3 protein-coding genes are annotated in these 2,118 nt (G+C 42.5%); 1 reads left to right on the top strand and 2 read right to left on the bottom strand.

Features of this window, described 5'->3' with window-relative positions; all coding sequences use genetic code 11:
* Positions 1–541: 541 nt before the first annotated feature.
* Both A3762_RS13950 and A3762_RS13945 read right to left on the bottom strand, forming a co-directional pair.
* Complete coding sequence (locus A3762_RS13950) at positions 542–925, bottom strand: DUF2750 domain-containing protein (protein WP_068755224.1); 384 nt, start codon at positions 923–925, stop codon at positions 542–544.
* Positions 918–1,178, bottom strand: coding sequence for a VF530 family DNA-binding protein (locus A3762_RS13945; protein ID WP_068476123.1), 261 nt, complete (start codon positions 1,176–1,178; stop codon positions 918–920). The genes A3762_RS13950 and A3762_RS13945 overlap by 8 nt, the downstream gene beginning before the upstream one ends.
* Before the next feature lie 273 nt (positions 1,179–1,451).
* Between A3762_RS13945 and A3762_RS13940 the strand changes: the two genes are divergently transcribed.
* Positions 1,452–2,063, top strand: a complete 612-nt coding sequence (locus A3762_RS13940) for a Yip1 family protein (protein WP_068474695.1) — start codon at positions 1,452–1,454, stop codon at positions 2,061–2,063.
* Positions 2,064–2,118: the final 55 nt, after the last annotated feature.

Raw genomic sequence — 2,118 nt, 5'->3', positions numbered from 1 at the left:
GCATAAGACACAAATGAAGCGTCGTGCCGAACTATAGTCGATAACATAGACAGTTTTGTGACAGCGAAAATGCGGTGATAAAACTATTTGGAAAAGATTATTACTTGTGGAGTTCGTGACTATTGGTAGTTTAATTCATCTGAATAAATACATTAAAGGAGGTATCTTTTGGAGTATGTCTAGGCAGGGACAAAAAAGGGGTATTAAGAGTCGCCACTATGGCTCTTAATTTGGTAATGGCCGTACTTAATGAAACTAATTTTTTGGGCTTTGAATTCATTGCTTGTGCTGTCCATATATTGGATTACGACTCACCGCCTGAGCCGGGGAAGAATAAATCAGCAAGAATTAATTTTCTTGATCATAAAGTGGCTGGACTGCTTATTTAATTTATCTTCTTCCGTACAATCGTGCAGTGCGAAGCAGCAGTGAATCAAGCGATAGCAGTGATTTCGATAGTCTAAGTAGTCATCAGCAATGAGTTCTTTCCATTGGCTAAATATATTTTCTAGCAAGGGGATTTCGGATGATATTTGCATGCTTATAAGCTCTTAAGTGCGTCTTTAATTTCATGTTTAAAATCGGTGGCGTCACATACCCATACGCTTGTATCAGCACCTGGGAACACACCAATTTCTATCTTTGCTTGATCTAGCTCTTCAGCAAGGTCATCAATAAACGTATCAACAGGAATCGCGATGGCCGTTACCTCTTGATCAAACTCAGAAATAGCAACGGCAGCTTCTTTACTCGGCCACATTGGAAGGTAGCTAAACGCGTCTTCTTCATAGTTGATCGTAATAAAGTCTTGCTGAGCATTAATTAATACCCAAAGCTGTTTATGCTCTAATATTTGTTCGATGGTGTAATCGTAGCGATCTTCAGGTTCCATCGCGCTAAGTTGTTCGAGGCTTTGTTTAGTCATGTTTTTTCCAATTTTCCCAAGGCGAAGGGGATGGGGTGTTAAAAGTAGACAAATAAAGCTGTTCTACTTTAGTACGAGCCCATGGCGTGCGACGCAAGAATTTTAGCGATGATTTAATCGATGGATCTTTCTTGAAGCAATTGATACTGACGCGGCTCGCTAATCCATCCCAACCATAATGCTCATAAAGTTTTTCTACAATCGTAGCCAGCGTGATGCCATGAAGAGGATTGTTTGGTTGTTCCTGACTCATGTGAGTGTCGTTTTCCTTTTGTTGAATGCAAAACACTATAGCTAAAAACAGCCGGTTCGTTGAAATTGCCTAGATTCTAAGTGGCGTAGAGGTCTTGCGGCAAGTGATGCATGAAATCGCTTATGCAAGAGGGAATTAGCATAGTTAACTAAGTGCTTGTATTCCTTTAGCGTCTAAACAGCATTTCTTTAAGTAAAAGTGATCTAAACAAGTGAATCTGATTGCGACTATCTTTATGTACTGTAAGAACGGAGCCCAGCGGAGGAGCTAACTATGTTGCTTTCACATATGTTTGGATTGGCCACTCACCCTACTAGAGAGTGGCAAGAAATCAAAAAAGAGCATTCCATGCCGACAAGGATCTTTGTCGCGTACACCTGCATATTGGCCGCCATCGGGCCTCTGTGTGCTTATTATTCTACCACTGTAGTTGGTTGGACAATCGGTGATGGGGCCGTCACGAAGTTGACCGCAGACAGCGCATTCCTCTTGTGCGGGTTAACATATCTAACGATGCTGCTGGGAGTATTTTTTATTGGCTACATGATCGACTGGATGGCTCAGACCTACGGAGCTGAGCATGACGAGCAAGCTGCAAACGGAATTGCACTCATGGCATACGCATGCACGCCTCTGTTTTTAGGTGGTTTTTCGCTGTTATATCCTGTCTTTTGGGTCAACGCCTTAGTATTTGTATTTGCTGCCGCATGCGCAGGGGTTCTTCTACACAAGGGTCTTCCGATCGTGATGCGTATTTCAGAAGATAGAGCGTTTTTCTTCGAAGGGGCGATTCTCGCAGTCGCGCTCGTTTATCTTGTCTCAACGCGTGTCGCAACGGTAATTATTTGGTCGTTGGGTATAGGGCCAGAATTTATTGGCGGATAATAGGTAGAGACTAAATCGAGCCGCAAATGCTCTCATGAGATTTGCGGCTTTTTTA

Source organism: Oleiphilus sp. HI0125 (assembly GCF_001635355.1).
Note: the sequence above shows the minus strand (reverse complement) of the source record. Positions and strands in the feature narration are given on the sequence as shown.

What these genes read in the sequence shown, in the direction of transcription:
- A3762_RS13950 (WP_068755224.1), bottom strand. Translation starts at nt 925, where the DNA reads ATGACTAAACAAAGCCTCGAACAACTTAGCGCGATGGAACCTGAAGAT.
- A3762_RS13945 (WP_068476123.1), bottom strand. Translation starts at nt 1,178, where the DNA reads ATGAGTCAGGAACAACCAAACAATCCTCTTCATGGCATCACGCTGGCT.
- A3762_RS13940 (WP_068474695.1), top strand. Translation starts at nt 1,452, where the DNA reads ATGTTGCTTTCACATATGTTTGGATTGGCCACTCACCCTACTAGAGAG.